The following is a 335-nucleotide window of genomic DNA, read 5'->3' as shown; positions in this document are numbered from 1 at the left end:
CGCTGTCCAGGCGCGCGTAGCTTGCCTCCATGCCCTCCGTCATGCCGGTCGCCAGCACCTGTTCGCGCGTCGCGGCATCGGGGTAGGCGATCACGTAACTCAGCAGCGTGCCGCCCTCCACGGCTGTCAGCGTCATTTCGTTGCGGGTCTCGCTGGGTATGCCCTCCATGCGCTCGGTGTGCACGACCCGCGTCTCCGGATGCGATTCGAGGACCTCTCCCACGATCGCGAACGGTTCACCTTCGCCGCCCGCGACCGGTGCCCAGCGATACGAGAACGCGGATCCGGCGTCGGCGGGTGGCACGACCTCCGTCATCTCCCAGCCATCCGGGCCG

Annotated in this window: 1 protein-coding gene; it reads right to left on the bottom strand. The window is 68.7% G+C overall.

The annotated features are described in order from the left end of the window. Positions 1–316, bottom strand: a 316-nt coding sequence (locus tag SB717_RS34430; protein WP_410907340.1) for an SRPBCC domain-containing protein, incomplete at its 3' end; no start/stop codon positions are given. Positions 317–335 lie beyond the last annotated feature (19 nt).

Origin of the sequence: Priestia sp. SIMBA_032 (assembly GCF_046535215.1) — a bacterium.
GTDB classification, from domain to species: Bacteria; Bacillota; Bacilli; order Bacillales; family Bacillaceae_H; genus Priestia; species Priestia aryabhattai.
The sequence above is the reverse complement of the archived record's forward strand: the minus strand, read 5'-3'. Positions and strand labels throughout refer to the sequence as shown.